Genomic DNA, 25,256 nt, shown 5'->3' with positions numbered 1-25,256 from the left:
AAGCAAAAGCCGCGTGGCAGTACATCCGTGCTCACGCGACCTTATTAACGATCCCCAAAAGAACCGCTGCTGATACACAGCTTGCATGAAGATCGTTAACGAATGGTTAAGACGGATTTGTGACAGCGCAGGGGACAAGATCCCGACCCGCTTCCCCAAGAACGCCTAAACCGCTTCGCCAGCAACATAGACCGCCCGGACCGAGCGGTCGTCACCCATTGTTTGCATCAGGAAGAGTTCTTCTTCCAGCGTCTGAACGGTTTCCATCCGGATCTTCATGGCGGGTGTGGCGCACGCGTCGAGAACGATGATGTCCGCGTCGCTTCCCGGCTCCAGTGTTCCAATCCGCTCGACGAGTCCCAAGGCTTCTGCATTGCCGCGTGTGGCTTGCCAGTAGCTTTCGATCGGCGCCAAGCGGTTGCCGCGCAACTGCTGTATCTTGTAGGCTTCGTCAAGCGTCCGCAGCAGCGAGTAGCTCGATCCGCCGCCGATATCGGTGGCGATCGCCATGCGCACCCCATGTTCCCTGATCCGCTTGAGATCGAACAGGCCGGAGCCCAGGAACAGGTTCGAAGTCGGGCAGTGCACGGCCACGGAGCCGGCCTCGGCAATGGCCTCCATCTCACGGTCGGCGAGGTGGATGGCGTGGCCGAGCAGCATCTTGCGCGTCAACAGGCCATAGCGGGCATAGATGTCGGTGTAGTCCTTGGCCTCCGGGTAAAGTTCCAGCGTATAGGCAATCTCGGCATTGTTTTCCGACAGGTGGGTCTGGATCAGAAGCTCGGGATTCTCGCGCGCCAGGGTGCCTGCCGCTTCCAGCTGCTCAGGCGTCGAGGTGATCGCGAACCGGGGTGTGATTGCCACGTGATTGCGGCCCTTGCCGTGCCAGGCCTCGATCACCGCCCTGGTGTCGTCGTAACCTGATTGCGCCGTGTCGGTCAGCGCCTCGGGCGCGTTGCGGTCCATCATCACCTTGCCGCCGACCATCAGCAGGTTGCGGCGCTGGGCCTCGGCGAAAAAGGCGTCGGCCGATCCCTTGTGAACCGAACAATAGGCGGCAGCAGTCGTTGTGCCGTGCCGCAACAGCTCGTCAAAGAACAGCATGGCAAAGCGAGCGGAATGCGAGGCGTCGGCAAAACGCTGTTCTTCGACGAAGGTGTAGGTGTTGAGCCATTCGAGCAGATTGGCAGCGTAGCTTGCTGTCACCTGCATCTGCGGGAAATGGATGTGGGGGTCAATGAAGCCGGCCATCAGCAGGTAGGGGCGGTGATCGATAACCTCGGTGCCGATGGGCGCCTTGGTGTTGACATTGGCATAGGACCCGGCTGCGGTAATCCGCCCGTTCTCGATCAGCAGCGCGCCGTCTTCTTCGTAGATATAGCTTGCATGATCGTCACGCGCTTGCGGGCGGGACTTGAAACTCAGCGTACGGCCGCGCAGCAGCCTTGCTGTCATTGCCCTGCCTCGTCAGCTTTGGTCCCGCCGGCGACCGCGGATTCGTACCAGGCGACGAAAAGCGCCCGCTCTTCCGGCTCGACATAGGTAATGTTGCCGGGCGGCATCGCGTGGCTTCGCCCGGCTTGCAGGTAGATGTCGCGCGCGTGGCGGGCGATATCGGCTTCCGTCTCCAGCTTCACGTCCTTGGGGGCGTGTGCGATGCCATCCCAGAACGGCTCCGCCGCATGACACATTGAGCAGCGGCCCATGATTGTTTCGCTCACGGCCTCAAAATGCGCATTGTCGACAAACCGCTGATGCACCGGCGCCAGCGAGGCCTCCTCGATGACTTCATCGGTTCGCGGCAGGCTCGACAGCCAGATCACGGCAAGAAACAGCGCCACGGTCGCCGCCCAGGTCCAGTGCGGCTTGCCCTTGCGTGCATGTACGGTGTTGAACCAGTGGCGGATGGTGACCCCCATCAGGAACACCAGAGCCGCGATCAGCCAGTTCCACTGGGTGGCAAACGCCAGCGGATAATGGTTCGACAGCATCAGGAAAATCACCGGCAGGGTGAGATAGTTGTTGTGCAGCGAGCGCTGCTTGGCGATGCGGCCATATTTCGGATCCGGTGTCCGCCCGGCCTTGAGGTCGGCCACCACCACCTTCTGGTTCGGTATGATGATCATTGCCACGTTGGCGCTCATGATGGTCGCGGTAAACGCGCCTAGGTGCAGAAGCGCTGCCCGGCCTGTGAACACCTGGGTATAACCCCATGCCATTGCCACCAGCACGGCAAACAGCACCAGCATCAACCCCGTGGTGTTCTGCCCGATCGGCGACTTGCACAGAAGGTCATAGATGACCCAGCCAAAAACGATGGATGCTACGGAAATGCCGATTGCTACAGGCGCCGAGACATCGAGCACGTTGACATCGATCAGGTAGAGCTCGGCACCGGCGTAGTAAACAACGCACAACAGGGCAAAGCCTGACAGCCAGGTGACATAGCTCTCCCATTTGAACCAGGTCAGGTGCTCGGGCAGGTTTGGCGGCGCCACCAGGTATTTCTGGATATGATAGAATCCGCCGCCATGGACCTGCCATTCTTCGCCGTAAGCCCCTTCGGGCAGGCCGGGCCGCTGCACCAGCCCCAGATCCAGCGCGATGAAATAGAACGATGATCCGATCCAGGCGATCGCCGTGATCACATGCAGCCAGCGCACGGCAAAGCTGATCCAGTCCCACAAGACCGGGTACTCGTACAGGAATTCGGACATCGGTGCCCCTCGCACTTCGGTTCATTTTGCAGTGCACATGATGCGCAAAGCGGGACGGAATGAAAAGCCCGGTTTGCTTTTGCGCGGTTTAAATCAGTTGCGGGTTTTTCCTGATAATCAGCTCGTTTGTTTGGCAGAACCGAAGAGGTTCACTCCCGGTTTCGTTTTCCACAATCGCTGTCATAAAACTGATTTCATTTGCGCTGTAGTCCTCGTGGGGTTACGTTTCCCTTTCGGGTTACGTTCGTTTTCACGCGTTTCCCATCAAGGGAGGAAGTTTACATGAAAAAATTCGTCGCAGCCGGCGTTGTCGCCGCACTCATGGCGGGCGTTGCACCTGCAACTGCCGCCACGCAAATCGATTTCTGGCATGCCTTCACCGGCCGCCTGGGAGAACTGCTCGACGAGCAGGTTTCCAAGTTCAACGAATCGCAGGACGAGTACACCGTGGTTGCCACCAACAAGGGCAATTATTCGGAGACGCTCAACGCCGGTATCGCCGCGTTCCGCGCAGGCGAACAACCTGACATTCTGCAGGTTTTTGAAGTCGGCACCGCCACGATGATGGGAGCCAAGGGCGCCATCAAGCCGGTCTACGAAGTCATGGCTGAATCAGGCCTGCCATTCGACCAGTCCGCCTATCTGGCAGCTGTCGCCGGGTACTACACCACCACTGACGGTCAGATGCTGTCACTGCCCTACAACTCGTCGACCCCTGTCCTTTACGTCAACAGGGATGCGCTTGAAGCTGCCGGTCTCGATCCGGACATGGATCTGTCCACCTGGGACAAGGTCGGCACCGCGCTCGACGCGCTGAAGGAATCGGGCCACAAGTGCCCGCTGACGACTGCGTGGCAGAGCTGGGTTCACCTCGAGAACCTCTCCGCCTATCACAATGTTCCCTTCGCCACCAAGGAGAACGGTTTTGCAGGCGTCGACACCGAACTCAGCCTCAATGGTGACGTTCAGGTCAAACATATCGATACGCTCGGACAGTGGGCCAAGGACGGCAAATTCATCTATTCGGGCCGCCGCAATGAAGGCGGTGCACCGTTCCGTGCCGGTGAGTGCGCGCTGTTCACCGAATCTTCGGCAGGCTATGCCGGTGTGAAGAACGAAGCCACTTTCGACTTCGATATCCGCCCGCTGCCCTACTGGAGCGGTGTTGAAGGCGCGCCGCAGAACACAATCATCGGTGGCGCGTCGCTGTGGGTGATGCAGGGCCAGACCGAGGAAGAGTACAAGGGCGTTGCCGCTTTCTTCAACTTCCTCTCGAGCTCCGAGATCCAGGCCAAGTGGCACCAGGATACCGGCTATCTGCCGATCACCATGGCAGCCTATGAGGAAACCAAGGCGTCGGGTTACTATGACGAAAACCCGGGCACCGACATTGCCATCATCCAGATGACCGGCAAGGCGCCGACCGCCAATTCCAAGGGCCTGCGTCTGGGCAGCTTTGACCAGATCCGCGGCATCATCGACGAAGAACTCGAAGGTGTCTGGAACGGCTCCAAGTCTGCCCAGGAAGCGCTGGATTCCGCTGCCGAACGCGGCAACGAATTGCTCCGCCGTTTCGAGCAGGCCAACCGCTAACATTACTGATCCGGCGGGGCCTGACTGGTCCCGCCGGGCTTTTTTCCCGCTCGGTGAATCATGGAAAAACGTGTCGTATTCGACAATCGCTGGCTGCCCTATCTGCTGGTCGCGCCGCAATTGCTCGTCACCTTTGTGTTCTTCTTCTGGCCCGCCGGCCAGGCGATTTACCAGTCCGCCTTCATCCCTGATCCGTTCGGGCTCAAGACCCAGTTTGTCGGACTGGGCAATTTCGAGTATCTCTTCGGCAACCGCTACTACCGCGAGTCCTTTCTCACCACCGCCGTCTTTTCCGTGCTGGTGACGGTCTCGGCGATGTCGTTCGCGCTCTGGCTCGCGGTCCTCGCCGACCGTGTCATCAAGGGGTCGAGCGCCTATCGCACGCTGCTGATCTGGCCCTATGCCGTAGCTCCGGCAATCGCCGGTGTGCTTTGGCTGTTCATGTTCAATCCCTTCACCGGGATCATCGCCTGGATGCTGGCCCAGCTCGGCTACACCTGGAATCACACGCTCGATGGCGGGCAGGCCATGGCGCTTGTTGTCGCCGCCTCGGCCTGGAAACAGATCAGCTACAATTTCCTGTTCTTTCTTGCCGGCCTGCAGGCGATCCCCAAAAGTGTGATCGAAGCAGCCGCAATCGACGGCGCCAGCTTCTGGCGCCGGTTCTGGACCATCGTCTTTCCCCTATTGTCGCCGACCACGTTCTTCCTGCTGGTGGTCAACATCATCTACGCCTTCTTCGACACCTTCGGCGTCATCCACACCATCACCAAGGGCGGGCCGGAACAATCGACAACGATTCTGGTCTACAAGGTTTTCTCGGATGGCTTCGTTGGTCAGGATCTGGGCTCTTCGGCTGCCCAGTCAGTCATACTTCTCGGACTGGTCGGGGTTCTGACCGTGGTCCAGTTCCGCTTCATTGAACGACGGGTGCACTACTGATGAGCGGCATGGTCGAAAAACGCGGGCTCGGCACCTGGCTCACCCATGGCGGACTGATCTTCGGCATTGCGGTGATCTGTTTCCCGATCTGGATCGCCTTCGTCGCCTCAACGGTGACACAGGATGATCTGGTTCGCCCGCCGATGCCGCTGCTGCCTGGACCGCATCTGCTTGACAACTACCTCGAGGCGCTGCTGACCGGCGGTGCGGCCCCGGTGTGGCAGATGCTGTTCAATTCGCTTGTGATGGCGCTGGGCATTACCATTGGCAAGATCATCATCTCACTGTTGTCGGCCTATGCCATCGTCTATTTCAAGTTCCGGTTCCGGATGCTGTTTTTCTGGTTGATCTTCATGACGCTGATGCTGCCGGTCGAGGTGCGCATCGTGCCGACCTATGAGGTGGTGGCCAATCTCGGCCTGCTCAACAGCTATACCGGCCTGATCCTGCCGCTGATTGCGTCGGCGACGGCAACTTTCCTGTTCCGCCAATTGTTCATGACCATTCCCGACGAGCTGACCGAGGCCGCCCGTGTCGATGGCGCTGGGCCGATCCGGTTCTTCATCGACATTCTGCTGCCAATGTCGCGCACCAACATCGCAGCCCTCTTCGTCATCCTCTTCATCTATGGCTGGAACCAGTATCTCTGGCCATTGCTGATCACCACCGATCCCTCCATGAACACCGTCGTCATGGGCATCAAGCAGATGCTGCCGACCGGCGACCAGACCGTCGAATGGCCGGTGATCATGGCCACCGCCATGCTGGCCATGCTGCCGCCGGTGCTGGTCGTGCTCGGCATGCAGAAACTCTTCGTCAAAGGCTTGGTCGAAAGCGAGAAATGAATTCCCATGGCTGAAATCAAACTTGAATCGATCAGAAAAAGCTACGGCCGGACCGAAGTCATTCACGGCATCGACGCCGAGATCAGCGATGGCGAATTCATCGTCATCGTCGGCCCGTCCGGCTGCGGCAAGTCCACGCTCTTGCGCATGGTTGCAGGCCTCGAATCCATCACCTCCGGCGACATCCACATCGGTGACCGGGTGGTCAACAGGCTCGAACCGCGCGAGCGCGACATCGCCATGGTGTTCCAGAACTACGCGCTCTATCCGCATATGAGCGTCTTCGACAACATGGCCTATGGCCTCAAGATCGCAAATGTGCCCAAGGCCGAAATCCAGGCACGCGTGGCTGAAGCTGCCCGCATGCTCGAACTCGAGCCTTACCTCGACCGCAAGCCGCGCCAACTCTCTGGCGGCCAGCGGCAGCGCGTTGCCATGGGCCGCGCCATCGTCCGCAAACCGGCCGTTTTCCTGTTCGACGAGCCTCTGTCCAATCTCGATGCCAAGCTCAGGGTGCAGATGCGGCTCGAGATCAAGGCGCTGCAGCGCAAACTCGGCGTGACAGCATTGTACGTGACACACGATCAGGTCGAGGCGATGACACTTGCCGACCGGATGATTGTCATGAATGGCGGTGTGGCCGAGCAGATAGGTGCGCCGCTTGATGTCTACGCCAACCCGGCAACACTCTTTGTCGCAGGCTTCATCGGTTCGCCCCCGATGAACGTGCTCAGTCATGATATCCGTCCGGGCAGGGGAGCACTCGATCCCGGCGCGGTGATCGGGGTCAGGCCCGAGCATATCGATCTCGTCGCACCTGGTGCTGGACTGATCGATCTTGACGTCGCCTTCTGCGAGCCGCTTGGGGCCGAAACGCTGGTTCACGGCACCACCGCTGCGGGGGACAAGCTTGTCGTGCGCATCGACGGAGAGGTCGAGCTTCCCGCCGACGGCACCCGCATCGGGCTTTCCATCGATCCGGCCCGCATTCTGGTCTTCGACGCCTCAGGACGCCGAATTGAAACCTGAAAACATGCTGCGGCTGCGGCGGCTGCCGCTTGCATGCTTTGCATCATGCGGGCTGGGTGCGGGTAAGTTCAGGTTTTGTGGACAAAGCTGACAACCTCACCTGCGGCAACACCAATGCCGCAGCCATCGCCACTGGTGGGCGGGCGTCAGAGCATGTGCTTCAGGACAACGCCTGACGGTTGGCGGCCTGCCACTCGGCCAGTGCGGCAACAATGTCCGCCGCCACCGTGGCCGCAATCACCTCGGGCCGCTTGTCGGCGATCTTTCGGCCGATCGGACAGATGAGCTTTGCAAGCAGCGCCCTGTCGCCGCCTTCTCGGACGAATTGGTGCTCGAACGTGGCCCGCTTGGTGTCCGATCCGATCATGCCGGTCTGGGCCAGATCATCACGCTTGAGAGCTGCCGAAACGATCAAGAAATCCAGCGCGTGATCATGGGTCAGAACGATTGCCGCGCTGCCTGGCGCAATTTTCTGGACCAGGCTTTCAGGAAGGGCCGTCAGATGGCGCGCTGCGCCGTCGGGTGTCAGACCGAGTTCGTCGGCCCGCGTTTCGACAACATGCACCTTCACCGGCAGCAAGAGCAGCGTGTTGGTCAGCGCCCGGCCGACATGACCGCCGCCGAACAGCCAGACCTCGGGGTCACTGGCGTCCTCGGCCGCCACCATGGCCTCGATCTCGCCGAAACGGGCCGGGGCGATGACTTCGAAGGACAGCGTCACATGGCCGCCGCAGCATTGCCCGATTGCCGGACCCAGCGGCAGCGCCATGGGTTCGGCGCTTGCTCCGGCAATAATCTCTCGCGCCTTCTCGATTGCTTCCAGTTCCAGCCGGCCGCCGCCAATGGTGCCGAAAGACGAGGTTGTGGAAACCAGCATCCAGGCATCGGTGTTGCGCGGCGTCGAGCCCTTGGCCTCGATAACCCGGACCAGCACAAATCCGTGCTGCGCGGCGTTGGCTGCAAAGCTGCGGAAGGCTTCGAGCCGCGCCATCAGGCGTCCGCCCCGTCCTCTCCGGAAATCTCGGTTTCCGAAACCATGGCCTTGAGCCGTTCCACCGCCATCAGCACCCGCTCGGGCGTTGCCGGCGCGTCAAGACGCGGCGAAACCTGGTAGTCGGCGATCGAAGCGACGGCCATTCCGAGCGCTTCCAGCACCGAGATAGGCAACATGAAGGGTGGCTCGCCCACGGCCTTCGAGCGCCGGATGGTCGGTTCGCGGTTTTCGGCCCACTCTGCAAGCTTGACGTTGAAGATCTTGGGCCGGTCCGAGGCCAGCGGGATCTTGTAGGTTGACGGCGCATGGGTACGAAGCCGGCCCTTGTCGTCCCACCACAGCTCTTCCGTCGTCAGCCACCCCATGCCCTGCACGAAAGCGCCTTCGATCTGGCCGATATCCAGCGCCGGATTGAGCGATTTGCCCGCGTCATGCAGCACGTCGACCCGGTCGACCTGGTATTCACCGGTCAGCGTGTCGATAGAGACTTCCGACACCGCCGCGCCATAGGCGTAGTAGTAGAACGGCCGTCCTTTGCCGGTGGCGCGGTTCCAGTGAATGTCCGGTGTCTTGTAAAAGCCGGCGGCCGAAAGCTGAATTCGTGCCTGGTAGGCGAGCTTGATGAAGTCACCGAACGGCAGCAATTCATTGCCGACCCGCACGTGATTGGGCTCGAACGCCACCTGATCTTCGGGAATGTTGAACTTCTCGGACGCGAAAGCCACCAGCCGGGTCTTGATTTGTTGCGCCGCATTGGCCGCCGCCATGCCGTTGAGATCGGTGCCGGAAGACGCAGCGGTCGCCGAGGTGTTGGGCACCTTGCCAGTGGTCGTCGCAGTGATGCGGATGGTATCGAGATCGACCTGGAACTCCTCGGCCAGCACCTGCGCCACCTTGGTGTTCAATCCCTGGCCCATCTCGGTGCCGCCGTGATTGAGATGGATCGAACCGTCCTGATAGACATGCACCAGCGCACCGGCCTGGTTGAACCAGGTGGCGGTAAACGAGATGCCGAACTTGACCGGGGTCAGCGCGATGCCGCGTCGGATCACCGGGCTGTTTCTATTGAACTCGATGATTTCGGCCCGGCGCGCCTGATAGTCTGACGAGGCTTCCAGATCCTCGACGATGCGGCCGATGATGTTGTCCTCTACCTTCTGGTGGTAGGGCGTCAGGTTGCGGCCTTCGGGATCATCCCCCTGGCCGTAGAAATTGGCCTTGCGGATTTCCAGCGGGTCACGCCCCAGCGCATAGGCGATTTCCTCGATCATCCGCTCGCCGCCGAGCATGCCTTGCGGTCCGCCGAAACCGCGGAACGCGGTGTTGGAGACCGTGTTGGTCATCATCGGCTTGGAGACCAGCCGCACGTCCTTGTAGAAATAGCAGTTGTCGGCGTGAAACAGCGCCCGGTCTGTGACCGGTCCCGACAGGTCGGAGGAAAACCCGCAGCGCGCCGCAAAGCTCGCGTCCACAGCATGGATAACACCGTTGTCGTCAAAACCGATATCGTATTCCACGAGGAAGTCGTGCCGCTTGCCGGTGATGATCATGTCGTCGTCGCGGTCCGGCCTGATCTTGACCGCGCGGTTGAGCTTCTTGGCGGCAATCGCGGCAATGGCCGCAAACAGGTTCGACTGGGTTTCCTTGCCGCCGAAGCCGCCGCCCATCCGCCGTACCTGCACGGTCACCGCGTTCGAAACCGTGCCCAGCGCATGCGCCACGATGTGCTGCACCTCGCTCGGGTGCTGCGTCGAGGACCAGACGGTGACCTCGTCGTCCTCGCCGGGAATGGCGAGGGCGATGTGGCCTTCGAGATAGAAATGATCCTGCCCGCCAATTCGCATCTCACCCTTGAGCCGACGCGGAGCAGCGGCGAGACCGGCCTCGATGTCGCCGCGCTCAAGCTTCAGCGGCTCGGTGACCAGCGGATACTCGGCTTCCATCGCGGCGCGCACATCGGTGACATGCGGCAGGTCTTCATAGCTGATCACCGCCTTCTTGGCGGCGCGGCGGGCCAATTCCCGGGTTTCGGCGACTACAGCAAACACCGGCTGGCCGTGAAACAGCGCGGTCTCGGTCGCAAACATCGGCTCGTCGCCCGAGCCATTGGAAGAGATATCCAGGCTGCCCGGCACATCAACCGCCGTAAGCACTGCCACCACCCCCTTAGCGGCGCGGACCGGATCCAGATCAATTGCGGTAATCCGCGCATGCGCCCGTTCGGCAAGACCGAGATAGCCGTGCAGTGTGCCGGCGGGTTCGGCCATGTCGTCAATGTAGTCGGCGCTGCCGGTCACGTGCTTGTGGGCGGAATCGTGCTTGCGCGGCGTGTGGGCCCCGCCGGTAATTTCGGTCCGGCTGCGTGGGGTTGCTGCGTCCATGATCAGACCTCCGCCAGTGCAGGGTGGCGTTCGATGCGGGCAGGCGCTCCGCAAGTTTCCAGGAAGAACCGGATCAGCAGGTTCTGCGCCGTCAGCATCCGGTACTCCGCGCTGGCCCGCCAGTCTGTCAGCGGCTGGTAATCTTCAGCCAGTACCGCCCGTGCCGCCTGCACCGTCTCCCATGACCAGGGCTGCCCGATCAGCGCCGCTTCGGTCCTGGGTGCGCGCTTGGGTGTGCCGGCCATGCCGCCAAAGGCGATCCGCGCCGAGGTGACGACACCGTCGGCATCCGTGTCCAGATGGAACGCGCCGCACAGCGCCGAGATGTCCTCGTCGCGGCGCTTGGAAATCTTGTAAACGGCATAAAACACGTCCTCCGCAAGCGGAGGTACGAAGATGCTCTCGACGAATTCGCCCGGCTGACGGTCCTGTTTGCCGTAATCGATGAAGAATTCCTCCAGCGGCATGCTGCGGCGTGTCTCTCCCTTGCGCAGGGTCACGGTTGCACCAAGCGCGATCAACGGCGGCGGCGTGTCGCCGATCGGTGAACCATTGGCGATATTGCCGCCGACGGTCCCCATGTTGCGCACTTGTTCGCCGCCGATCCGGTCCCACAGTTCCGCCATCTGCGGAAACACCGACACCAGCGCGCCACGCGCCGATGTGTAGGAGACGCCGGCACCCAGCATGATGCCGGTCTCGTCGATCTTGATCTGCTTGAGTTCCTCCAGATGGCCGACATGGATCACCGGGGAAATGTCGCGCATGTGCTTGGTTACCCACAGGCCGACATCGGTCGATCCGGCAACAATCGTCGCCTCCGGATGCGTCGCATAGATCTCCGCCAGGTCATCCACATTGGCGGGCACGAATGTCGTGCCGCTGTCATGTTCGATGATCGCCCCTGTACCGTCGGCAAACTCCAGAAGCGCCTGGGTGGTGGCATCATATGCGGCCACCAGCCGGTCGTTATCCGCAGACGGAATGGTCTTTGCGGCATCAACCGCCGCCTTGACGATCGGCTCATAGCCGGTGCAGCGGCACAGATTGCCTTGCAACTGACGTTCAATGTCGGCTTCGCTCGGGTTTGGTTCCGCAAGCCACAGCGCATGCAGCGAGGCCACGATGCCTGGTGTGCAGAAGCCGCACTGCGAGCCGTGATTGTCGACCATCGCCTGCTGCACGGCGCTCAAGGCGCCATCGGGGCGGTTGAGATATTCCACCGTCACCACATGGGTGGCGTCGAGCGAGGTCGTCAGCCGGATGCAGGCATTGACCGTTTCATAGGTCAGCAATCCGCTGTCGATCCGCCCGACCAGAACGGTGCAGGCGCCGCAATCGCCTTCCGCACAGCCTTCCTTTGTGCCGGTCAGCCGCCGGTCCAGCCGCAGCCAGTCAAGCAGCGTCTGGTCAGGAGCAATGTTCGACAATTCAACCGTCTGGTCGTTGAGCCGGAAGCGGATCGACTTGCGATGCGACTGTGTCATGTCACCTCTGTAGTTTTAAACCAATTGGACAAAACTTATCCCAGCCGGTCGCGACGGGAAAGACCGCCCGCAGGATAAGACAGTTTCAGGCAAAGCCGGTCAATTACCCTCATTTATCGCATTATCCTCAGGGACCCCGTCCAGCGGGTGCGTGCCCGCCCGGCCAAGATACTGGCTTTGAAGATCGGCTGTAGACCGCTTTCCGATCGCATCCCGGTTGGTTTTCAGCCAGTTTTCCGCCTCTGCGCGTCCGCGATCCCTAAGGTCTGTGAGGAACGACCACCGCACATCGAATTTGGAAGAGACAGGAAGGTTCGCAAGCGCTTCATCCGAGCGAACCGAATGCACCAGAATGTGCTTGAGCTTACCCTTGTGCTCCTCCTTGAGCCAGTCCTCTTCGATCAGCCGGGTGACGAAATTGATCGCCCGCATCTCGTCGATCAGCGACGAGTTGAAGGAAATTTCGTTGATCCGGTTAAGGATTTCCGGCGCCGTCATCGGCAGGTCATGACGCTCCATCGGGTTGATGTGGACGATCATCACGTCGCGGCTGTCGCATTCGTAGAAGAACGGGAACAGCACCGGGTTGCCCATGTAACCGCCGTCCCAATAGTGCTCGTTGCCGATCTCGACAGCCTTGTAGAGAAATGGCAGGCAGGCCGAGGCCATCACCACGTCGACGCTGACTTCGCCGGTCTTGAACACCCGCACCCGGCCGCTTCGCACATTTGTTGCGCTCAGGAAGAGCTTGATGTCACAGTGCTCGCGCAGACCATCGAAGTCCACGGTATCCATCAGCAGGTCTCTGAGCGGATTGACGTCAAACGGGTTAAGTTCATAGGGCGAGAATGTGCGCGTGAGCGTATCGAGCACTGCATAGCTTGCAGCATTGAAGACTTCCATGCCGGGAATCTCGATCTGCGGCAGATGGTGCATCGGCGACCACACCGAACCGCCATGGCTTGTTCTGCGCCAGAAATTTTCCAGCGCCTCCTGCGCGCCTTTGCGCCCGCCAGACATCATGCCGTGCGCAAGCACGACGGCGTTGACCGCCCCGGCGCTGGTGCCTGAAAGCCCCTCGAAGCCGATGTCGGTTTCGTCGAGCAGCCGGTCGAGCACGCCCCAGGCGAACGCGCCGTGCGAGCCGCCGCCCTGAAGCGCCAGGTTGATCATTTTAGGTTTGTTCCCTCCCGCCGACCGGGGGCTCATTGCGCCGTCCAGCCGCCGTCCATCGGCAGGGCTGCACCGGTGATCTGGGCGGCCTGATCGGAGGCGAGATAATTGGCGAGCGCTGCAATCTGGCTTACCTGCACGAACTGCTTGGTCGGTTGCGCCTTGAGGATAACATCACTGATTACCGCTTCTTCGCTCATGCCGCGCGCCTTTGCGGTGTCGGCGATCTGGCCGCTGACCAGTGGCGTCTCGACATAGCCGGGGCAGATCGCATTGGCGGTAATGCCGAATTCTGCGCCCTCCAGCGCCACGGTCTTGATCAGGCCGACAACCCCGTGCTTGGCGGTGACATAGGCGCTCTTGAACGGCGATGCGATCAGGCCATGCGCGGAAGCGATCGCAATGATCCGGCCGAACCCGTTCTTTTTCATGCCGGGCATGGCGGCGCGGATCAGGTGGAAAGCGGAGCTCATGTTGATGGCGATGATCGCGTCCCATTTGGCGATGGGGAAATCCTCGATCTTCTCGACATGCTGGATTCCGGCATTGGGCACGATGACGTCAACAGAACCGAAATGCTTCTCGGTCGAGGCCACCAGATCCGCGATCTCATCAGATTTGAGCATGTTCGCGCCGTGAAAAATCACGTCACCTGCGCCCAATTCGGCCAGGCGCCCGCATGTGGTCTCGATTTCAGCCGCATCGCCCAGCCCGTTGAGCACCACGTTGTATCCTGCAGTGGCGAAACTCTCGGCTATTCCCAGGCCAATGCCGCTGGTGGAGCCGGTAACGATCACTGTTTTCATAAGGAGATCCTTTTTGGAATTGCTGCAACGCACAATAGTCGATCACCGGAAAAGTTCCAGTCCAGTTTTGTCAGCCTATCGGCAAAATGCGGAGCAATGGCGGCTTCCGGGTTGTCACCCGGGTTGATCGGGTTCATGGAGAAAGCGAATTCGATCGTTCCCACCGCCAAGCCCCTCGCTCATGTCTCGACCCGCTGACTATTCAAGTTCTTCACCGCAACAGGACCGCACGATCCTGATGACCGCCATCACCGGGGCCTTGGCCATGGCTGTGGCCATGGGGCTGGGGCGATTCTTCTACACGCCGGTGCTGCCGGCGATGATGACCGGCCTCGGGCTCGGACCGGCGGAAGCCGGGTGGATCGCATCGGCCAACTATGTCGGCTATCTGCTGGGTGCCGTTCTCGCGGCCTATGGCTGGGCGGAAGGCATCGAGCGCAAGGTCGCGATTTCAGGCCTGGTGGCGACTGCGCTGCTTCTGCTGGCCATGGGTGTTTCCAGCAATGTCTTGGTTCTGGCCATCATCCGGTTTCTGGCGGGGCTGGCGAGCGCATTTGTCATGGTCTTCACCTCGGCCATCGTGCTGTCGCACGGTCTGGCTGCCAGCAAGCCCTGGGTCCAGTCCAGCCATTTCGGCGGTGTAGGCGCCGGCATAACCATTTCGGCGGCCATGTTCGGCCTGATCATCCTCGCCGACAGCGGCTGGCGTACGGCCTGGATCATGGCTGCCGTCCTTGCCTTTGCCGGCTTGGCCGTGGTGATGCGTTATCTGCCCCGTGATATCGTGCGCACGGGTCCTGCGAGGAAGGAACCGCCGCTCGCCTGGACCCCGTCACTGGCGGCGCTGACCATCGCCTATGGCATCTTCGGTTTCGGCTACATCGTCACCGCAACCTTTCTGGTTGCCATCGTCCGCGTTGGCGGCGGCTCGTCGTTGTTCGAGGCCGGCGTCTGGCTTGCCACCGGCATTGCCGCAGCGCCCTCGGTGGCATACTGGATGCCTGCGGTACGGCGGGTCGGCCACGCCAATGTCTTTGCCCTGGGCTGCCTGGTCGAAGCCATCGGCGTGGCGGCCAGTGTTCTCGTGCCGTTGCCGGCGGGTCCCGTCATCGGCGGCATCCTTCTGGGCGGCACCTTTATCATGGTCACCGCGTTCGGCCTTCAGCTCGGCCGGCAACTTGCCAATGAAAGCCCGCGCCGTGCGCTGGCGCTGATGACTGCTGCCTTTGGCACCGGTCAGATTCTGGGTCCCGTGGTCGCCGGTTACCTTGCCGACTGGTCGGGAAGTTACACCTGGGCAAGTCTTGCAGCCGCTGCAGGCCTGCTTGCATCCGGTGCCATCGTGCTGATCTATTGTCGGCCCAGGGCTGCGTGACACCCGGCAGGCAAAAAGCTTTCGGCGCAATTGGAAAGCAACACTGGGCCATCGAGCTTGTTTGGGCCATCGTTTCAGCACATTGACGTGAGCATAGGGCCGGCCGGATTGCCGTCTGTGGCATGGTGTCATAGGTAGTCCGGCAAACCACGACGAATCACGCCCTGTCTTGCAGGGCACAGTCCAGGATCCCGCCCGTGTTTGAATCATTCTTCCCGAAGCCGAAAATCTTCTTCACCTCGGTCCTGATCTGGACGGCTTTGGCGATCGCCATATGGTACGGGGCAGGGGACAGCATCGGTGCGGCCCTTGGCTTTGCGTTGCCCGAGCCGGAAGGTGAGCCGATTGTCGGCCTGAGCTATTTCTACACCTCGTCCTTTCTTTGGTTTTACGTCTACTACATCGTCTGGTCGGTGGCCTTCGCCGCCTTCTGGTTCTTCTACTCGCCGCACAAATGGCAATGGTGGTCGATCCTCGGCTCAGCCTTCATTCTGTTTACCACCTATTTCGGCGTGCAGGTTTCGGTTGCGCTCAACAATTGGCGCCGTCCGTTCTTTGACCAGTTCCAGCAGGCGCTGACCGGTGACGGCACCGTCTCGCAGGACGATCTCTACAACCTCATCATCATCTTCTGTCAGATCGCCTTCATTTCGACTGTCGTCTTCGTCGTCACCCGCTTCTTCGTCAGCCACTATGTGTTTCGCTGGCGCACGGCGATGAACAATTTCTACATGGAGCGCTGGCCGCGGGTGCGTAACATCGAAGGGGCCTCGCAGCGTGTGCAGGAAGACACCATGCGCTTTGCCTCGATCATGGAAGGCCTCGGTGTGGCTTTTGTCGATGCGATCATGACGCTGGTGGCGTTCTTGCCGATCCTGTGGTCACTGTCGCAATACGTCACCGAACTGCCGCTGGTTGGTGAAATTCCGCATGCCCTGTTTATTGCGTTGTTGTTCTGGGCCGCGTTCGGCACCGGCTTGCTGGCACTGGTTGGCATCAAGCTACCCGGGCTCGAGTTTCGCAACCAGCGTGTCGAGGCGGCCTACCGCAAGGAACTGGTCTATGGCGAGGATGATCCATCGCGCGCCCAACCGCCGACCACCCGTGAGCTTTTTGACAATGTCCGGCGAAACTATTTCCGGCTCTATTTCCACTACATGTATTTCAACATCGCTCGCGGCTTCTATCTCCAGGCTGACAACATATACGTCCATATCCTGCTTGTTCCGACCATTGTCACGGGCAGGATCACATTGGGCATCTGGCAGCAGATCCTCACGGCCTTCGGCCAGGTGTCGAACTCGTTCCAGTTCCTGATCAACTCATGGACCACGATTGTCGAACTGATCTCGATCTACAAGCGTCTGCATGCCTTCGAGGCCGTATTCCGCGGCCAGGAACTCGCTGAAATCGATCGCAAGTATCTCGAGGAGCAGGGCGATGGCTACGCCCAGCATGTTGCCGATCCGGCTCCCGGCGGCGGCGGTCCTGATCCGGTCCAGACCGTGCAAGACCCGAAGAGGTGAGGTTTGAAAGCGAACGCCCCGGCTTTGCTTTCAGCTCGCTGAGCCTTCGGTCTTCGCCTTGAGCCGCGTGACCGCTTCCTGGTAGGTCACGCAGGCGACCTCCGCGCGGCCACAGGTCTCCTCGACAAAGCGTTCCAGCGCGTTCCAGTAGGCGCCGCCGTTCATTTCGACGAAGTGAAACCCCAGTTGCAGTGGACGCCGCTTGCCTGAATATTCAGCCTCGAAGGCCGCCCGGAACGCCTCCAGCGCGCGGTGTTCGAACTCTTCCGACTTCGAAGGGGTTTCGATCGCGGCCGAATGGCGAACGAAGAGATTGTAATCCATGGCGATGATGGCACGCTGCTTCGGCCCTTCCGGGATCAGCGGCAGCGCGAAATGCGCGGTCGGCCTGCTGAAGTCCGGCCAAACCGGCCCTTTCGATACCGTGCTCGCATCATAGGCAAAGCCGCGGCTTTCCAGCGCGGCAAACAGCCCGTCACCGGTCGCGAGATAGGGCGCGCGAAATCCCTTGATGGCCGATGTTGCAAACTGCTGCCAGCCTGACGGGGTTTCAGCGTCGTTTTTCTCCCACGCCCCGGTCAGTGCCGCGTTGAACTGGTCGAACTCGTAAAGCCAGTCCGATTTGCTCCAGTCCTTGCCATCGAAATGGCCGCAGCCGTGGCTGCCGATCTCGTGACCCGCCTGATAAGCCGACCAGATATGTTCAAGCCGTGTCAGCGCTTCGGCCTTGTCCTGGGCAAAGCCGACATTCGAGCGGCCCGCCGAGTATCCCGGTGCCTTGTAGGCTTCGCGCTGCGCCTTGCTCATCAGGAAGGTGCAGGACAGAAAATAGGTGAAGCGGGCGCCGCTGCGGTCGGCCATCTTCAGACTCCGCTCCCACAAACGGTTATCATGCGCACCGTCAAAGGAAATCAGCACCAGCTGTTCCGGGCGGAATTCCGCCTGGGCGGACGGAGTGGCCAGGACACCGAACCCTGCCAGCATGGCGGTGACCAGGGCTCCGCGGCACTGTCTTGGCCACGGGGCAGGGCGAAGATTCAAACAAGACATAGGGCTGTGCGATCCGGTGTTACGCGTGACAAGGAGTGATCGTGAAGCTGTGACGGCCAAATGCGGCGCGGATGTGAAAAGGTCCTAACCGGACGCGCAGCGAACGCATTTTTCCGCCATCGGGTCGATCGCCAGCCGCTTGTCCGGAATCGCCTCTCCGCACTCGGTGCACCAGCCATATTCACCTTGCGACAGCCGCCGTTCTGCCATGTCAATGCGCACCAGATCGCGTTTGCGCGCCCGCTCCTGCGCCTCGGCCATCGCCTGCTGCTGCATCGCGTCCATCCGCGACAGCCGGCCCACCGATTGCTGGTCGAGCGTGACCGGCGCCCGGGCCTCCTGGCTCAGCGCCGACATGTTCTCGAGATCAAGCTTCTTCTCAACAAGCCGCCGCCGGGCGGTCTCCAGATCCGGTTCCATCATGCCATCTTGGACCAGCCCGTGCAGCAACACAAATGCCAGGCAGGCGCGACATAAATACCCGCCATGCACTGCTTCTAAACCGGACCTGTCCGGGCTATGGTCGCCGCGCTGACGGACTGCGAATGGCTTAGCGTGATTGGAGAAGAATGATGATCTGGCTCATTGTCGGACTGGTGCTGTTTCTGGGGATACATTCGGTGCGGATCGCTGCACCGGGATTTCGTCAGGCGCAAATCGATCAGCGCGGGTTGAACGCTTGGAAAGGCATCTATTCGGTGGTCGCAATCATCGGTTTCGTCATCTTGGTCTGGGGCTATGGTTTGGCACGTCTTGACCCGGTGGTGTTCTGGGTGGCCCCGGCCTGGATCAGCCATCTGGTTGCGCTGGGGATGATCCCCGCCATGATCCTGCTGGTTGCCTCGCAGGTGCCGGCCGGTCGCATCAAGGCTGCCGTCAAGCACCCGATGCTGCTTGCGGTCAAGATCTGGGCCTTGCTCCACCTTCTGGCCAATGGTGACCTGGCATCGCTGCTGCTGTTTGGCGGATTTCTGGTCTGGGCCGTCATCGACCGGATATCCGAGAAGCGGCGGCTGCGTGCCGGCATCGCCAGCAATCCCGTTGCAGGGCCGGTAAAGTGGGATGTCATCGCAATTGTCGGAGGCCTCGTGCTTTACGTGCTGTTTGTCGGCGGTCTGCACAAATGGCTGATCGGCGTGTCGCCGTTCATCGGAAAGTGAGCGGATTGCACCTAAGTCTGCAAGCTTTCGGGACGCTACCCCCTTACAGAAAACATAAAATCGGCTAGAAGGCCCCATACAACGCCGCAAGCGGCAGGATTTTGAGAGGGCCGGTTTCGGTCGGTGACGCGATGACAGACGACAATTCAACATTCATCCGCGAGGTCAATGAGGATCTGCGCTCGGACTATATGAAGGCGCTGTGGAAGCGCTTTCGCTTCGTCCTGCTGGCGCTTGCGATTGGCGTCGTGGCGGTGACTGCGGGGCTTCGCGGCTGGCAGTACTGGAAGGAAACCACCGCAGCCAGGTCCGGTGACGTCTTTCTGGCGGCGCTGGAAAAAGCCCGTGGCGGCGACACGGACGCGGCTTTGGCCGAGTTCCAGGAACTGGAGCAGACCGGTTACGGTTCTTACCCTGTGCTGGCGCGGATGCGCGCGGCGACGGTTCTCGCGGACAAGGGCGATACCGCCGGTGCCATTGCCGCATTTTCCGAGATCGGCAAGGACGTCTCCCTGCCGGTTGCCATCCGCGATGCAGCGCGCCTGCGTGCAGCCTACCTGTTGATCGACCATGGCAGCTATGCCGACGTTCAGGCCGAGGTAGAGGTGCTGGCAGTGCCGTCGAATCCGGCCCGCCATTCGGCCCGCGAAGCGCTCGGCATTGCAGCCTACAAGGCGGGCGAATTGAAACAGGCGGCGCAGTGGTTCGGCGAGATCGACGCCGATCGCCAGACCCCGAATGGCGTCAGGACACGGGCGAGCCTGATGCTGGAGATGATTGCGGCCAAGGGTGGTGCGTCCTGACCGGACGTCCATCCCGGACCATGACGATGCCTGCGGGCAAGGATCAACCATGACCATTACCCTCGCCATTGTCGGGCGTCCGAATGTCGGCAAGTCCACCTTGTTCAACCGGCTTGCCGGCCGCAAGCTGGCGCTTGTTGACGACACACCGGGCGTGACCCGCGACCGTCGCCCCGGCGATGCCAAGCTCGTCGACCTCAGGTTCCGCATGATCGATACCGCCGGTCTCGAGGTTGCCGGGCCCGACACGCTGGAAGGCCGCATGCGCGCCCAGAGTGAAGCGGCGATGGATGAGGCCGACGGCGCGCTTTTCCTGATCGACGCCAAGGCCGGGCTGACGCCGGCGGATGAACTGCTGGCCGATATCTTGAGAAAGCGCGGCAAACCGGTGGTGCTGGTTGCCAACAAGGCGGAATCCAAGGGCTCGGAGTCGGGCATGTATGATGCCTTCCGTCTCGGCCTCGGCGAGCCTTGCCCGATTTCCGCCGAACATGGCGGCGGCATGCTCGATCTGCGCGACGCGATTGTCGAAACCTTTGGCGAGGAGCGCTGCTTTCCGCCGAAAAACGGTCCGCTGGCCGAAGCCGTCACCGATGTCGACATAGCCATTCCCGACAGCGCGGATGACGAAGACGAAGGCCCCGAATATGACGACACAAAGCCGCTGCGGGTTGCCATCGTCGGCCGTCCGAATGCCGGAAAATCGACGCTGATCAACCGGTTCCTCGGTGAGGAACGTCTGCTCACCGGTCCGGAAGCCGGCATCACCCGCGATTCCATCGCCGTGGATTTCGAATGGCAGAACCGCAAGATCAAGCTGTTCGACACGGCCGGGATGCGGCGCAAGGCCCGGGTGCAGGAAAAGCTCGAAAAGCTCTCGGTCGCCGACGCGCTGCGTGCAATTCGCTTTGCCGAAGTGGTGGTGATCGTGTTTGATTCAACCATCCCCTTCGAAAAGCAGGATCTGCAGATCGCGGATCTGGTGGTCCGCGAGGGCAGGGCGCCGGTGATTGCCTTCAACAAGTGGGACCTGATCGACAACCGGCAGGAAAAACTGGCGGAACTGCGCGAAATGACCGAGCGACTGCTGCCGCAGATCCGCGGGATCCGCGCTGTCACGGTGGCCGGTCAGACCGGCGACGGACTAGAGCGGCTGATGGAAAACATCGCCTTCGTTCACAGGGTCTGGAACAAGCGGGTTTCCACGGCCAAGCTCAACCGCTGGCTCGACCATACCCAGGGGCATCACCCGCCGCCGGCCGTTTCGGGGCGCCGGCTCAAGCTCAAATACATGACCCAGATCAAGTCGCGCCCGCCGGGCTTCATGATCTCCTGCACCCGGCCGGAGGCGGTGCCGGAATCCTATACCCGCTATCTGGTCAATTCGCTGCGCAAGGATTTCGACATGCCCGGCGTTCCCCTGCGTGTGGTCTATCGCAGCGGCGACAATCCCTACGACTCAAAGGACAGCAAGCCGAAGCGCGCGTCTGTGATGCCGAAGAAATCCACGCGTCGCACGGTGTCGGGCAAGCTGGCGCCGAAAAAGCGCAGCGGCTGACGAGAAGCATCCGGGCTATCGCCGCCTTCGAGTGCCGGCATGTGATGCGCTTTTTCGGAATCGCTCATTAACGCTCCATCAAGGTTAATGCTCCATTCTCAAGCACAGTATCGCGTATGTGTCTTGAGTTTGGAGTAGTTGTTTTGCGTCAGAAGCGTCGTTCGCCCGACCGCGGCCATTCCTGGCTTGGCCGCCTGTCCGCGCCAATGGTTTTCGGCCTCGCGGCATTCCTTTCCAGCCCGACAGTCACCTCCCACGCCGATATGGCCACCATGTTGGGCGGCAGCGAGAGCGCTGACAAGCGCTGGAAGACCCACCTGACCGCCTCACCGGCAGGCTCGATCCAGACGGCGGAGCTCGAATTCGCCGACCCGATTCTGACGTCGTCGATCACCTCGGGTGCGGGTGTCACCCTGCCCAACGGCGACAAGATCGCCTTTCTCGGCAAGATTGGCACAGCCGATCCGCGTCCCGATGCCGAGCGCGTCACACGTCATCTCAAGAAGGGTCGCGTCATCGCTGTCGCACCCGTGCAGCCGCCAAAGGGTTTTTCAGCGGGCTCCGTGCTTGAACGGCAATCCCGACTGCTGCGTCCAGAACCCGATCTCAAGACCAGCATGGCATTTCTCAAGCCCAGCATCCGCGGCAAGGAATACGAGATTGCGACGGCGTTCTATCCGACTGGCAGGAGCGTCTCCAAGTCTCAGGTTTCTCCGGTTCTGGCGAGCCTGGTCACCAACAATAATCCAGATGTTCTGGCCACAGCCTACGCGCCGCCGTCGCCCGATTATGCCAAGCAATCGCCATTCAGCTCGGTGCTGCGCGAAGAAACCAAGCGCGGGCGCTTTATCCCGCCGGTCGACAAGGACGATCACGACTGGGCAGGCACGGCGCTTCCGGCAGCAACTTTCTCCGCAGCCGAGCAGCGCTGCCTGGCAGCGGGGATCTACTTTGAGGCAAGAGGCGAAAGCGTCAAGGGACAGGCCGCTGTCGCCCAGGTGATTCTCAACCGTGTCCGCAATCCGACCTATCCCGACACCGTGTGCGGTGTGGTGTACCAGAACAAGAGCTGGCGCAACCGCTGCCAGTTTTCCTTCGCCTGCGATGGCATCAAGGACCGTGTCCGCTCTCCGAAGCACTGGGATATGGCCGAGGAGATTGCGTTGGCGACCACTGCAGGCAAGATCTGGCTCACCGAAGTTGGTTCCTCCACCCATTACCATGCCACCTATGTCAGCCCGCCCTGGGCCCGCAAGATGCGCAAGGTTGGCAAGATCGGTCTCCATATCTTCTATGTCACCCATGGCGGCGGCTGGTCCTGATCTTATCACCAGCCAGACAGCTCATGCCAAGAACGCGCCAACAGGCTGGAATTGGCGAAGTGTGCGGGCATTTGACCGCCAACTTCACACCCCGATGCGCGTGCCCTGGTGTCGCCGCCAGCCACGTCGCGGTCCGCGTGAGTCTTGCGCAGCCGGCCAAGTTTTTCTGATACTTCTGTAGCGGGTGTCTGAGAAGTCGTCTCAACACATTGAAAATAATGCGTAAAATCGTTCCACATGAAGGCCTTTCAGCGCCTTGACTATGATCTGCCCTAAAACTATGTTGCGCCCGACTTCGATACGGACTTTTTCCGGTCGTCGCTGGCGAGTCAGGGGGCGCATTCATGGATGAAAAGCGCGGTTCTGGCGGCCCGGATGGTCCGGGCAATGGCGGTGACCCGGATCCAGGCCGTTCGGAAGACCTGGACGCCCGTCGAAAGCGCCTGGATGCCGAACTTTTGGCCCGCCGCAAGGTAGAGCCTGAGAATGGATCCAGCAGGGAGGCTTCGAAGGGCTACGCACTGGCGGTCAAGCTGTCGAGCGAATTCATCGCCGGCGTGGTCGTGGGGGTGATACTGGGTTACTTGTTTGATCGGTTTCTCGGCACATCGCCGTGGGGATTGATCGTGTTTTTGCTGCTTGGCTTCTGTGCCGGCGTGCTGAACGTGCTGCGCTCCACCGGGGCGGTTGCCCAGCCGGGTCCGGCAGCGGGCAGCCAGGCGGGCAAGCGCAGCGAAGACGACGGAAAATAATGTCCGGCTTGGCCGGGTAGCGAAAAGAGGTTCTAGGTGGCAAACGATCCGATTAGTCAGTTTCAGATCAAGAATATCGTGCCGATCGAGATCGGCGGGCTGGATCTGTCGTTCACCAACTCTTCCCTGTTCATGGTGGCAACCGTTGGTGTTGCCGCCGGTTTCCTGTTTATGACCACTGCCAATCGCGGACTTGTTCCCTCGCGTCTGCAGTCGATCTCGGAAATGTCCTATGAATTTGTGGCGTCAATGCTGCGGGACGGTGCCGGTTCCCAAGGAATGCGCTTTTTCCCTATGGTGTTTTCGCTGTTCATGTTTGTCCTCGTGGCAAACCTTCTGGGCATGTTCCCCTACTTCTTTACCGTTACAAGCCACCTGATCATTACCTTCGCGCTCGCCATGCTCGTCATTGGCACCGTCGTGGTCTACGGTTTCTGGAAGCATGGTCTGCATTTCCTCCAGCTTTTCGTACCCTCTGGCGTTCCCGGCGTGCTGCTGCCGCTGGTGGTGATGATCGAAGTGATCTCCTTCCTGTCGCGTCCGATCAGCCTTTCGGTTCGTCTGTTCGCCAACATGCTGGCCGGCCACATCACACTGAAGGTTTTCGCGGGCTTTGTTGTGTCGCTCGGCAGCCTCGGCGCGCTCGGTGTCGGTACGGCAATCCTGCCGCTGGTTATGACCGTGGCGCTGACCGGTCTCGAATTCCTTGTCGCCTTTCTTCAGGCCTATGTCTTTGCGGTGCTGACTTGCATGTACCTCAACGACGCCCTGCATCCCGGCCACTAGGATCCACTCACCGGCGGTCCGCCGCCAACGAAATCGCATCCATCCCATTCCAAAGGAGTTTAATCATGGAAGCAGAAGCAGCAAAGTACATCGGCGCCGGCATCGCTTGCCTCGGCATGGGCGGCGCAGGCATTGGCCTGGGCAACATCTTCGGTAGCTACCTGTCGGGCGCGCTGCGCAATCCGTCGGCAGCTGATGGCCAGTTCGGCCGCCTGATCTTCGGCTTCGCCGTGACAGAAGCTCTGGGCATCTTCTCGCTGCTCGTTGCCCTCCTTCTCCTCTTCGCCGTCTAATCGACGAACGAGAGTTAGGTTTGCCACGCCGGATGCCCCGGCGTGGCATTTCATCTGGAGGTGACCATGTTTGTTGTGACCACGGCTTACGCCCAGTCCAACCCCACCGAAGGGACCAATTCGGAAACCGGCGCACTCGAGGGCGGTGCCCCCGCGAGCGGTGTTTTCCCGCCCTTCGATTCATCGACCTTCGCATCGCAGCTGTTGTGGCTGGCGATCACCTTCGGCTTGTTCTATCTGCTCATGTCCAGGGTCATTGTGCCTCGCATCGGCGGCATTCTGGAGCACCGGCGTGACCGGATTGCCCAGGATCTCGATGAGGCCAATCGTCTGAAGGAAGAGGCTGACAACGCCATCGCTGCCTATGAGCAGGAGCTGGCGGATGCACGCAAGAAAGCGTCGGCGATTGCCGAAACAGCGCGTGAGAAGGCCAAGGCCGCAGCAGAAGCAGAGCGGGCGTCGACCGAGGCGGAACTGGGTGCCAAGATGGCCGAAGCAGAGAAAAGCATCGCTGCCATCAAGACAAAGGCCCTGGCCGACGTCGACACCATTGCCGAGGATGCCGCCACCGATGTGGTCAAGCATCTCCTGGGCGGCAGCGTGACCAAGGCCGAGGTCGCCGCGGCGATCCGTGCCGCATCCGGCAAGTAAGCAGGGGAGACGT

24 protein-coding genes are annotated in these 25,256 nt (G+C 60.9%); 14 read left to right on the top strand and 10 right to left on the bottom strand.

The window, feature by feature from the left end:
- Positions 1-165: 165 nt before the first annotated feature.
- Both guaD and CRO46_RS13135 read right to left on the bottom strand, forming a co-directional pair.
- Positions 166-1,455, bottom strand: coding sequence for a guanine deaminase (guaD, locus tag CRO46_RS13140; protein ID WP_097108205.1), 1,290 nt, complete (start codon positions 1,453-1,455; stop codon positions 166-168).
- Positions 1,452-2,705: a urate hydroxylase PuuD gene (locus CRO46_RS13135; protein WP_097108288.1), complete on the bottom strand. Its 1,254-nt coding sequence runs from the start codon at positions 2,703-2,705 to the stop codon at positions 1,452-1,454. The genes guaD and CRO46_RS13135 overlap by 4 nt, the downstream gene beginning before the upstream one ends.
- 294 nt (positions 2,706-2,999) lie before the next feature.
- On the opposite strand from CRO46_RS13135, the gene ugpB reads away from it, so the two are divergent.
- Genes ugpB through CRO46_RS13115 form a run of 4 tightly spaced genes read left to right on the top strand, consistent with a single transcriptional unit; the run spans position 3,000 to position 7,126 of the window.
- Entirely contained in the window at positions 3,000-4,310 is a 1,311-nt protein-coding gene (gene ugpB, locus CRO46_RS13130; RefSeq protein WP_097108204.1) for a sn-glycerol-3-phosphate ABC transporter substrate-binding protein UgpB, read from the top strand.
- Positions 4,311-4,370: 60 nt separating this feature from the next.
- Entirely contained in the window at positions 4,371-5,252 is an 882-nt protein-coding gene (gene ugpA, locus CRO46_RS13125) for a sn-glycerol-3-phosphate ABC transporter permease UgpA (protein ID WP_097108203.1), read from the top strand.
- A gap of 8 nt (positions 5,253-5,260) precedes the next feature.
- Positions 5,261-6,097, top strand: a complete 837-nt coding sequence (ugpE, locus tag CRO46_RS13120; protein ID WP_097108287.1) for a sn-glycerol-3-phosphate ABC transporter permease UgpE — start codon at positions 5,261-5,263, stop codon at positions 6,095-6,097.
- 6 nt (positions 6,098-6,103) lie between these two features.
- Positions 6,104-7,126: a sn-glycerol-3-phosphate import ATP-binding protein UgpC gene (locus tag CRO46_RS13115; RefSeq protein ID WP_097108202.1), complete on the top strand. Its 1,023-nt coding sequence runs from the start codon at positions 6,104-6,106 to the stop codon at positions 7,124-7,126.
- A gap of 160 nt (positions 7,127-7,286) precedes the next feature.
- Here the strand turns inward: CRO46_RS13115 and xdhC are convergent, their stop codons facing one another.
- The 6 genes from xdhC to CRO46_RS19995 all read right to left on the bottom strand — a co-directional run bounded on the left by xdhC (position 7,287) and on the right by CRO46_RS19995 (position 14,131).
- A complete protein-coding gene (gene xdhC / locus CRO46_RS13110) occupies positions 7,287-8,117 on the bottom strand; it encodes a xanthine dehydrogenase accessory protein XdhC (RefSeq protein WP_097108201.1) in 831 nt (276 codons plus the stop codon).
- Positions 8,117-10,501, bottom strand: coding sequence for a xanthine dehydrogenase molybdopterin binding subunit (xdhB, locus tag CRO46_RS13105; RefSeq protein ID WP_097108200.1), 2,385 nt, complete (start codon positions 10,499-10,501; stop codon positions 8,117-8,119). The genes xdhC and xdhB overlap by 1 nt, the downstream gene beginning before the upstream one ends.
- Positions 10,502-10,503: 2 nt before the next feature.
- Positions 10,504-11,988, bottom strand: coding sequence for a xanthine dehydrogenase small subunit (xdhA, locus tag CRO46_RS13100; protein ID WP_097108199.1), 1,485 nt, complete (start codon positions 11,986-11,988; stop codon positions 10,504-10,506).
- Positions 11,989-12,087: 99 nt separating this feature from the next.
- Entirely contained in the window at positions 12,088-13,161 is a 1,074-nt protein-coding gene (locus tag CRO46_RS13095; RefSeq protein WP_244577878.1) for a patatin-like phospholipase family protein, read from the bottom strand.
- A 32-nt stretch (positions 13,162-13,193) separates the two neighbouring features.
- Entirely contained in the window at positions 13,194-13,967 is a 774-nt protein-coding gene (locus CRO46_RS13090; RefSeq protein WP_097108197.1) for a 3-hydroxybutyrate dehydrogenase, read from the bottom strand.
- Complete coding sequence (locus CRO46_RS19995) at positions 13,964-14,131, bottom strand: hypothetical protein (protein ID WP_179759052.1); 168 nt, start codon at positions 14,129-14,131, stop codon at positions 13,964-13,966. The genes CRO46_RS13090 and CRO46_RS19995 overlap by 4 nt, the downstream gene beginning before the upstream one ends.
- Before the next feature lie 17 nt (positions 14,132-14,148).
- On the opposite strand from CRO46_RS19995, the gene CRO46_RS13085 reads away from it, so the two are divergent.
- Entirely contained in the window at positions 14,149-15,342 is a 1,194-nt protein-coding gene (locus tag CRO46_RS13085) for a YbfB/YjiJ family MFS transporter (RefSeq protein ID WP_097108196.1), read from the top strand.
- Positions 15,343-15,539: 197 nt separating this feature from the next.
- The gene (gene sbmA / locus CRO46_RS13080) at positions 15,540-16,868 is read left to right on the top strand and encodes a peptide antibiotic transporter SbmA (protein WP_097108195.1); all 1,329 of its coding nucleotides are present in this window, start codon (positions 15,540-15,542) and stop codon (positions 16,866-16,868) included.
- A 30-nt stretch (positions 16,869-16,898) separates the two neighbouring features.
- On the opposite strand, the gene CRO46_RS13075 is transcribed toward sbmA, so the two are convergent.
- Positions 16,899-17,852: a polysaccharide deacetylase family protein gene (locus CRO46_RS13075; protein ID WP_244577876.1), complete on the bottom strand. Its 954-nt coding sequence runs from the start codon at positions 17,850-17,852 to the stop codon at positions 16,899-16,901.
- Positions 17,853-18,002: 150 nt separating this feature from the next.
- A complete protein-coding gene (locus CRO46_RS13070; protein WP_097108285.1) occupies positions 18,003-18,338 on the bottom strand; it encodes a TraR/DksA family transcriptional regulator in 336 nt (111 codons plus the stop codon).
- A gap of 152 nt (positions 18,339-18,490) precedes the next feature.
- Here CRO46_RS13070 and CRO46_RS13065 point away from each other — a divergent pair, with 152 nt between their 5' ends.
- The 8 genes from CRO46_RS13065 to CRO46_RS13030 all read left to right on the top strand — a co-directional run bounded on the left by CRO46_RS13065 (position 18,491) and on the right by CRO46_RS13030 (position 25,243).
- Positions 18,491-19,078 (top strand): NnrU family protein, encoded by a 588-nt coding sequence (locus tag CRO46_RS13065; protein WP_097108194.1) that lies wholly within the window; start codon positions 18,491-18,493, stop codon positions 19,076-19,078.
- A gap of 131 nt (positions 19,079-19,209) precedes the next feature.
- A complete protein-coding gene (locus CRO46_RS13060) occupies positions 19,210-19,881 on the top strand; it encodes a tetratricopeptide repeat protein (RefSeq protein ID WP_097108193.1) in 672 nt (223 codons plus the stop codon).
- Between the two features lie 49 nt (positions 19,882-19,930).
- Complete coding sequence (gene der, locus CRO46_RS13055) at positions 19,931-21,439, top strand: ribosome biogenesis GTPase Der (protein ID WP_097108192.1); 1,509 nt, start codon at positions 19,931-19,933, stop codon at positions 21,437-21,439.
- A 143-nt stretch (positions 21,440-21,582) separates the two neighbouring features.
- Entirely contained in the window at positions 21,583-22,761 is a 1,179-nt protein-coding gene (locus CRO46_RS13050) for a cell wall hydrolase (RefSeq protein ID WP_425479277.1), read from the top strand.
- 344 nt (positions 22,762-23,105) lie between these two features.
- A complete protein-coding gene (locus CRO46_RS13045) occupies positions 23,106-23,513 on the top strand; it encodes an AtpZ/AtpI family protein (protein ID WP_097108190.1) in 408 nt (135 codons plus the stop codon).
- Positions 23,514-23,549: 36 nt separating this feature from the next.
- Positions 23,550-24,299, top strand: a complete 750-nt coding sequence (locus CRO46_RS13040) for a F0F1 ATP synthase subunit A (protein ID WP_097108189.1) — start codon at positions 23,550-23,552, stop codon at positions 24,297-24,299.
- Positions 24,300-24,364: 65 nt separating this feature from the next.
- Positions 24,365-24,592 (top strand): F0F1 ATP synthase subunit C, encoded by a 228-nt coding sequence (locus CRO46_RS13035; protein ID WP_007196430.1) that lies wholly within the window; start codon positions 24,365-24,367, stop codon positions 24,590-24,592.
- A 66-nt stretch (positions 24,593-24,658) separates the two neighbouring features.
- On the top strand, positions 24,659-25,243 hold the full coding sequence (locus tag CRO46_RS13030) for a F0F1 ATP synthase subunit B (protein ID WP_097108188.1): 585 nt from the start codon (positions 24,659-24,661) through the stop codon (positions 25,241-25,243).
- The last annotated feature ends 13 nt before the right edge of the window (positions 25,244-25,256 follow it).

This window comes from Parahoeflea halophila, from assembly GCF_900220985.1.
In the GTDB taxonomy this organism is placed as follows: Bacteria; Pseudomonadota; Alphaproteobacteria; order Rhizobiales; family Rhizobiaceae; genus Hoeflea; species Hoeflea halophila.
The sequence above is the reverse complement of the archived record's forward strand: the minus strand, read 5'-3'. Positions and strand labels throughout refer to the sequence as shown.

What these genes read in the sequence shown, in the direction of transcription:
- xdhA (WP_097108199.1), bottom strand. Translation starts at nt 11,988, where the DNA reads ATGACACAGTCGCATCGCAAGTCGATCCGCTTCCGGCTCAACGACCAG.
- ugpA (WP_097108203.1), top strand. Translation starts at nt 4,371, where the DNA reads ATGGAAAAACGTGTCGTATTCGACAATCGCTGGCTGCCCTATCTGCTG.
- CRO46_RS13065 (WP_097108194.1), top strand. Translation starts at nt 18,491, where the DNA reads ATGATCTGGCTCATTGTCGGACTGGTGCTGTTTCTGGGGATACATTCG.
- xdhC (WP_097108201.1), bottom strand. Translation starts at nt 8,117, where the DNA reads ATGGCGCGGCTCGAAGCCTTCCGCAGCTTTGCAGCCAACGCCGCGCAG.
- CRO46_RS13030 (WP_097108188.1), top strand. Translation starts at nt 24,659, where the DNA reads ATGTTTGTTGTGACCACGGCTTACGCCCAGTCCAACCCCACCGAAGGG.
- ugpE (WP_097108287.1), top strand. Translation starts at nt 5,261, where the DNA reads ATGGTCGAAAAACGCGGGCTCGGCACCTGGCTCACCCATGGCGGACTG.
- CRO46_RS13070 (WP_097108285.1), bottom strand. Translation starts at nt 18,338, where the DNA reads ATGGAACCGGATCTGGAGACCGCCCGGCGGCGGCTTGTTGAGAAGAAG.
- CRO46_RS13045 (WP_097108190.1), top strand. Translation starts at nt 23,106, where the DNA reads ATGGATGAAAAGCGCGGTTCTGGCGGCCCGGATGGTCCGGGCAATGGC.
- CRO46_RS13095 (WP_244577878.1), bottom strand. Translation starts at nt 13,161, where the DNA reads ATGATCAACCTGGCGCTTCAGGGCGGCGGCTCGCACGGCGCGTTCGCC.
- CRO46_RS13060 (WP_097108193.1), top strand. Translation starts at nt 19,210, where the DNA reads ATGACAGACGACAATTCAACATTCATCCGCGAGGTCAATGAGGATCTG.
- guaD (WP_097108205.1), bottom strand. Translation starts at nt 1,455, where the DNA reads ATGACAGCAAGGCTGCTGCGCGGCCGTACGCTGAGTTTCAAGTCCCGC.
- ugpB (WP_097108204.1), top strand. Translation starts at nt 3,000, where the DNA reads ATGAAAAAATTCGTCGCAGCCGGCGTTGTCGCCGCACTCATGGCGGGC.
- xdhB (WP_097108200.1), bottom strand. Translation starts at nt 10,501, where the DNA reads ATGGACGCAGCAACCCCACGCAGCCGGACCGAAATTACCGGCGGGGCC.
- CRO46_RS13090 (WP_097108197.1), bottom strand. Translation starts at nt 13,967, where the DNA reads ATGAAAACAGTGATCGTTACCGGCTCCACCAGCGGCATTGGCCTGGGA.
- der (WP_097108192.1), top strand. Translation starts at nt 19,931, where the DNA reads ATGACCATTACCCTCGCCATTGTCGGGCGTCCGAATGTCGGCAAGTCC.
- CRO46_RS13085 (WP_097108196.1), top strand. Translation starts at nt 14,149, where the DNA reads ATGTCTCGACCCGCTGACTATTCAAGTTCTTCACCGCAACAGGACCGC.
- CRO46_RS13075 (WP_244577876.1), bottom strand. Translation starts at nt 17,852, where the DNA reads ATGCTGGCAGGGTTCGGTGTCCTGGCCACTCCGTCCGCCCAGGCGGAA.
- CRO46_RS13035 (WP_007196430.1), top strand. Translation starts at nt 24,365, where the DNA reads ATGGAAGCAGAAGCAGCAAAGTACATCGGCGCCGGCATCGCTTGCCTC.
- CRO46_RS13115 (WP_097108202.1), top strand. Translation starts at nt 6,104, where the DNA reads ATGGCTGAAATCAAACTTGAATCGATCAGAAAAAGCTACGGCCGGACC.